This is a genomic window from Mesorhizobium sp. M7A.F.Ca.AU.001.01.1.1, assembly GCF_004022735.1.
Classification (GTDB): Bacteria; Pseudomonadota; Alphaproteobacteria; order Rhizobiales; family Rhizobiaceae; genus Mesorhizobium; species Mesorhizobium ciceri.
The window spans coordinates 1-5,929 of sequence record NZ_RZPF01000401.1 but is presented as its reverse complement, the minus strand read 5'-3'; the positions used below and the strand labels follow the sequence as shown (position 1 = coordinate 5,929).

6 protein-coding genes and 1 pseudogene are annotated in these 5,929 nt (G+C 62.9%); 2 read left to right on the top strand and 5 right to left on the bottom strand.

What is annotated here, in order from left to right; translation table 11 throughout:
• Together EN884_RS22365 and EN884_RS22360 are read right to left on the bottom strand one after the other, a co-directional pair.
• Positions 1-857, bottom strand: an 857-nt coding sequence (locus EN884_RS22365; RefSeq protein WP_128360741.1) for a hypothetical protein, incomplete at its 3' end; no start/stop codon positions are given.
• A complete protein-coding gene (locus tag EN884_RS22360; RefSeq protein WP_013525352.1) occupies positions 854-1,579 on the bottom strand; it encodes a HemK/PrmC family methyltransferase in 726 nt (241 codons plus the stop codon). The genes EN884_RS22360 and EN884_RS22365, both read right to left, overlap by 4 nt.
• A gap of 393 nt (positions 1,580-1,972) precedes the next feature.
• Here EN884_RS22360 and EN884_RS22355 point away from each other — a divergent pair.
• A pseudogene (locus EN884_RS22355) lies at positions 1,973-2,277 on the top strand (nucleotidyltransferase); the annotation flags it as partial.
• A 202-nt stretch (positions 2,278-2,479) separates the two neighbouring features.
• A complete protein-coding gene (locus EN884_RS22350) occupies positions 2,480-2,764 on the top strand; it encodes an Hpt domain-containing protein (protein WP_063170508.1) in 285 nt (94 codons plus the stop codon).
• 15 nt (positions 2,765-2,779) lie between these two features.
• Here EN884_RS22350 and EN884_RS22345 read toward each other — a convergent pair whose 3' ends face one another.
• From EN884_RS22345 to EN884_RS22335, 3 genes are all read right to left on the bottom strand, one after another.
• Entirely contained in the window at positions 2,780-4,204 is a 1,425-nt protein-coding gene (locus EN884_RS22345; protein ID WP_082826733.1) for a glycosyltransferase family 2 protein, read from the bottom strand.
• A complete protein-coding gene (locus tag EN884_RS22340) occupies positions 4,204-5,187 on the bottom strand; it encodes a HEAT repeat domain-containing protein (RefSeq protein ID WP_244514452.1) in 984 nt (327 codons plus the stop codon). Before EN884_RS22340 ends, EN884_RS22345 begins: the two co-directional genes overlap by 1 nt.
• Positions 5,188-5,243: 56 nt before the next feature.
• Positions 5,244-5,929: YaiO family outer membrane beta-barrel protein (locus tag EN884_RS22335; protein WP_128360740.1), on the bottom strand; the 686-nt coding region annotated here is incomplete at its 5' end.

Below are 5,929 nucleotides of genomic sequence, written 5' to 3'. Positions count from 1 at the left end.
AGGGCCAGAACCTGCAGCACGCGCGCCATCCTGCCCGGGCGGGTGTGATAGAGGAAGGCGCCGACCAGCGCCCCGCTGGGGGAGGAGACGGACGCGAACACGGCATCACCATAGTCCGGCTTCTGGGAAGCCTCCGCGAGGATATGCGCAAGCTGCTCGGCGCTCCAGTCGGGGCGGAGCGGGAACTGCCGCGTCAACGGGTCCAAAAGAGCCGCAAAACCGGCTTGATCGATTTCGGCTACCTTGAGGCCGCCCTTGCCATTCCAGAGTTCCGGGACCCCGGACCAGCGCATCTCGTTCTCCTGCATCCGTCCGCGAAGATAGCGATCGAGTCCGCGCGCGAGCGGGTCAAGCAAGCGCACGGCGCCGGCTCGCCGCGAGGCTAGATCGAGCAGGAAGGCCGAAGGCCGGATGACCCGGATCCAGTCCAGGCTGTATTGCGGCAGGGCGACCCCGCGCAGTTTCGTCCACATCTGCGTCGAGAGGGCATTTGCGGTTTCGCTGAAGGAGATGTCCTGCGGCCCGGCCAGGAATGTCCTGAGCAGCCTTGCGCCGGCCATCGGGTCGTTCGCCCGCGGTTCGACCATGAGCGAACCACAGATGGCGGCGCGCAGCTTGCACTGGCCATGCCTCATCGGCAGCACATTTACGCCGACAAAGCCTGAAATGTCGCCTTCGCTCGCAATATGGACGAGAGACGCGATCTCCGGATCGCAGACCGGGCCTTCGAGATAGTGCCAGCGCAGATAAGTCTCGAGCGCCGGAGGCGGCGGCTTGCCACCGTCCCGGAAGGTTCTTTGAAAGAGCCCGGCGACGGCCGGAATATCCGCAGCCTGCAGGGGACGAATCTGGCTCATGCCAAACTCGCGGAGGATGAGATCGCGGGCGAACCGTTCCCAAGCTTGCGGAGGAGTGCGACACGCGGCATTCCGACCTCATCCTTGGCGAATGTCACGGGTTCATAGGCCTTGGCTCTGGCTATCAGGGCAGCCACCTGGCGGTCCTGCCCCTGCCCGAACTCGAACAGCAGCCAGCCATCAGGCTTGAGGAAATCGGTTGCGTCCCGGATCAGCCGCTGTTGGATCGAGATGCCGTAAGGCCCCCCGTCGAAGGCCTCGCGCGGCTCGCCCTCAAGCAGATGCGCGCTCTCGCCTTCGAGGCGCGCGGTCGAGATATAGGGCGGATTGCAGACAATCATGTCCGCTGCGCCGATAAGCCCATCGCCCTCCAGCGCACCGAACAGATCCCCTTTCCGGATGGTGACCCGGTCCTGAAGGGCCAAGCGTTCGGCATTGCTCCGGGCGAGCGCGACCGTGCTGTCAGTCACGTCCACCCCCCAGACGCGGGCCGACGGAACTTCCGCGGCGATCGCCAGAGCAAGGTTGCCGGAGCCGCAGCACATGTCGATCACCATCGGGCCGGGCGCGCGATCGCCAAGAATCGCAAGCGCCCTCTGTCCGAGCAACTCCGTTTCCTGACGCGGCACGAGAACGCCCGGAGCCAGTTCGAGCATCACGCTCATGAAACGATGCAGGCGGGGCGTAGAACGGCCGGCTAGGGCTGCTGCTCTGTGCGGCACGGCGGTTCCTTACGTCATCCGACAGTATTGCATACACAGGACCTATCGCGCTCCGGTAAACGGCTGCTAAAGATATCGCCGCCGATACTGCGCAGCGCACCAACTCGGCCATATAGATGCGGCGTTGGTGCGCGGATATGAAATCGAACGCATTTCGGTCTTTGAAGTTGCCGATTGTAGCTGCCGGACTTGATGTCGGACAGACTCCGGGCGTGCGCACGCCAGCATGCGGTTGAGTACCGCTGCAACCGACGGCAACCTCGGTCTGCTGAGCGGCGAACGAATGAGCCAGCAAGCTCCACATACTTCAATTGCGTCTGCCCGGGGAGGCAGTCTGTGGATTCGAGGCGTAGTCTCGGCTAAGCATACCCGATGGACGACAGATCCTCGTTTATGAAATCCAGCATCGACCATCTCCCGCCGCCAAAGCAGCGCGAGCTGACAAGAACGGTGGAGGTGCTGCTTGAGGAGTTCGACGACGCGCTGAAGGCTGGTGATGGTGAACAATCGCAAGCTGACCGATTTCGCCGGCTATTGGCAGTCTGCGGCCGACCGCCTGATGCGTGAATGAAGACACCCGTCAGCGTCACCGTCCACTCCCGCCGGGAGGTGAACACTGCACTCAGGGAAGGTCAGTACTTCTTTGTCGACATCCGCCGTGAGGGAATCGTCTCTACGAGCTCGACGGGGAGCCGGTCACTATTCCAGTTCCTACAGGCCCCGTGGAGGCCTTTCGGATGGGAGGGGACTATTTTGCGGGCCGCCTGCCCCAAGCAAGAACGTTCGCTGAGAGTGCGGAGTTCTTCGCCGGCAAGGGCAGACAAGAGAGAGCCTTCGTTTCACTCCACCGAATTCTATGCTTGAATGTCTCTGAAACCTGGTCGCAGAGCGCCTCCCACTTTGAACGATCCCTTCGCCCCCCTACGGCAACGTTTCCTGGCCAGGTGCGCCGCTCAACTGGCGGAGTTGAAGGCGGCGCGGCACACAGTCCTTTTGAAGGGTTCCAACGCCTCACTGATTGCGACCGCGCACTCGCTCGCCGGAGCCGCGGGAACGTTCGGGTTTGCGGAGATCAGCGTACAGGCATCGGCGCTGGAAACACTGCTGATCGAGCAGCCGGATGACGGGGCCGTGCATGCCGCACTCGACGGGCTTATCGAACAGCTCGAGCATACGTTGAAGTGACTTAACCGAAAGGGCTCACTTCTTAGGTCCAGTCAGGCCGGTCCTGGTCATCTCGCCCCAGCTCTGGTCGGCGCGTAGATACTGCCACCAGCCCTTCACGCGCCATAAATTGTTGAGCTGGCGGTAGCCGAAGTTCTCGATCACTGCCACGGCCGTGAGCACGGCGAGGTCCCGCGCGCGCGGAAAACGCTGAAGCTCGGCTTCTTCGAGGACCAGCGAACACACGCTCACGCAAACGCCGTAGGTGAAAACCAGCGATGTGAACGCCAAGAGATACTCGGTCGAAAGAATGCCGAGCAGCCAAAAGGTCGGAATGAGCACATAGCCTAGGACTTCCGAAATCGGCCCCAGCACATCAACAACCAGTATGTGACCAAAGCCGAGGAAGCCAACACGCCCATAACGGGGGTTGAAGAGCATGAAGCGGTAACGGAAGAAGCATTCGAGCGCACCGCGCTGCCAGCGCGTGCGTTGTCTGGCAAGAACGCGGAGTGACTCGGGCGCTTCGGTCCAGCACACCGGCTCAGGAATGAACTGGATGCGGTATTTGCGTTTGGTGTCCATCATGTGACGATGCAGCTTGATCACAAGATCGAGGTCCTCACCCATCGACCCACCGGTGAAGCCGCCAACCGCTACCACTTCGGCGCGGCGGAACATGCCGAAGGCGCCGGACACCAGCATCAGCGTGTTGATGCGGCTCCAGGCAAGCCGCGCCATGAGAAAGGCCCGCAGATATTCGACCACCTGAAACAGGGGCAGCAGCCGGTTCGGCAGCCGGACCTCACGCACCCTGCCACCTTCGATCCTGGACCCGTTGGCGATCCGGATCGTGCCGCCCACAGCGATGGTGCGCTCTGGATCGTCGATGAAGGGCTGCGCGGCACGCATTAGCGCATCGGGCTCGAGGATGGAATCGCCGTCGATCACGCAAAACAGCGGCGCGCGGCAGACGTTGACGCCGGCATTCTGGGCATCGGCCTTGCCGCCATTTTCCTTATCAACCACAAACAGCCGTTCGGTCATCGGCGAGGAATAGAGACCGCGGATCGGCTTGTGCGTCAGGGCCTCCTCATAGGGCCGATGGAATTTCACAAGCTTGAAGCCTTCGATAAGGCGCTGCAGAGTCTGGTCCTTCGAGCCGTCGTTTATGACGATCACCTCGAAATTCGGATATTCAAGCGCCAGCATCGAGTGCACGCTCTCGACTACGTTCACTTCCTCATTGTAGGCGGGTACCAGGAGCGCGATTGGCGGCGCGACGTCCCCATAACGGCGCCACAGCAGCGCCGAACGCGCGACTGGCGGGCGCTTGGACAGCGCGTAGGCGGCAATAATAAGCTGCAGCAGGTATACCGCCGTCTGCGCCAGCCCTGCCCCAATGATGAACCAGGACAGGATGGAGGCACCCAGGACGATCTCTTGGCTCCAGTCGAACATCAGGCGGCCGGCCCCTCGGCAAGGATCAGCGAGGCGGTGCGCTGGCGGCGCGAGACCTCGCTGGTGGCGATCTCGCGCAGCACCTGCTCTCCCTTCTGGCCGAACGAGCGGAGCGCGTTGGCGGCGGCATAGCGCACAGTCCATGCCTCGTCGTCCATAAGCTGCGCGAGGGGCGCGGCGAGTTCAGACAAGCCGAGGCGGCCCGCCGCATTGGCAGCGTCTGCACGCACATTCCAGCCGCCAATTTCCATCGCCTTGGTCAGGATGGCCGTCGCATTGGGATGTCCGGTCAGCCCGAGTGCCCGCAATGCGGCTGCGGCAACCTCCGATGACGGATCGCCGGCCGCGCGGGCAAAGAAGTCGCCAAACCGGAACCCGCCGTTGCGGGCAAGTGCATCGATTGCGGCCGCTCTAATGAAAGGCACCGCGCCCTGAAGTCTGGCGTAATCCTCAAGTTCGCCGAGCCGCTTCGGCGGAAAGCGCCTGAAAAGCTCGATCAGGCGTCGCGAGCGCTGTCCCGCCACGCCGATCTTGCGCAGCGTTATGACGAGCGGCGGCAAGGCGCCGAGATCGCAGAGCGCGATCGCGACGGCGATCCTGACCTCGCGTGATCCGTCGCGGTCGAGTGCCGAAAGCAGGCTTGCCACTGCGTTTTCCGAACGCAGCGCCGCCAGCATCTCGGTCGCGTGGATGCGTTCGGCGGCGTTGCCTTTTTCCAGTTGGGTACTGACAAGCGCCGGCAGGCCACATTCGTTGAAGGCTGAGAGGAGCTCGTCGTGCTCCTCGCCGCGCAACAGCGAAATAAACTCGAAACCGGCATCGACCGCCACCCTCGCCGGCACCGCAAGCAGCGCCGTCTTCAATGCCTCGCGATCGCGATTTTCGGTGAAGGCGATCAGCGCCGTCAGAAGAAGGCGCCGCTGATCGGCGCCCGTCGTCCCCCGGCGCTCCTGCAATACCCGACGCACGATCAGTAGAAGCATGATCGCCAGGGAAAGGGCACTGAGCAGGATGGATAAGTGCCAGATGTACAACATGATCAGAACCGCGTGGTTAGGCCGAGCCCGAATATGGTTCGGTCGAATGTCGGGCGCTGCTCATGGGCGAGGCTGCCGCGCAGCGTCAGCGGATCGGTGGCGTCCCAGGAGATGCCGCCAAAGACGGTACGCGTCGGCACCAGCGTGCCGTCGGAGATCTCGGGGGCATCTGCATAACCACCAAAAACGTTGACGGCCGGGGTGACTGCAAGATCGGCCCGCAGCACATAGCCATCGGCGCGTGTGCCGATATCGTCGGCTGGGTGAACCCAACGGGCCGAAAGCCCCAGCCGGCCGTCCAGGACATAGGCCTGCACCCAGGGCGAGATTGTGGTGACCTCGGCGGTGACGAAATTGTCATAGCGAGCATCGATGTTGAGCGAGAACGGACCGAGCGCTTTCGCGGGCGCCATGATCTGCCACGAAGCGCCGGCGCCGATCGAATATCGGGCCAGGAAATCGGCATCCGGCGTCGCCGCTGCCAGCACATAGGCCGAAACCGTCGGCGAAAAGGCCTGGTCGATGCGGCCGTCGATCTGAACATCGGTGCGACCGTAGCGGGTCGCCATCCGGGTGTGGCTTGAAATGGTTGTCTGCGAGGTGAGTTGATAGGCAAGGCCAACCGAACTGTCGGTCCAGTCGCCAAGCCCCTCGGTGAGATCGCTGACTTCGCTGCCCAGATCGAGTC

Bases quoted from the DNA above. Each gene is read 5' to 3' on its own strand.
- EN884_RS22345 (WP_082826733.1), bottom strand. From the start codon at position 4,204: ATGTTCGACTGGAGCCAAGAGATCGTCCTGGGTGCCTCCATCCTGTCC.
- EN884_RS22340 (WP_244514452.1), bottom strand. From the start codon at position 5,187: ATGCTTCTACTGATCGTGCGTCGGGTATTGCAGGAGCGCCGGGGGACG.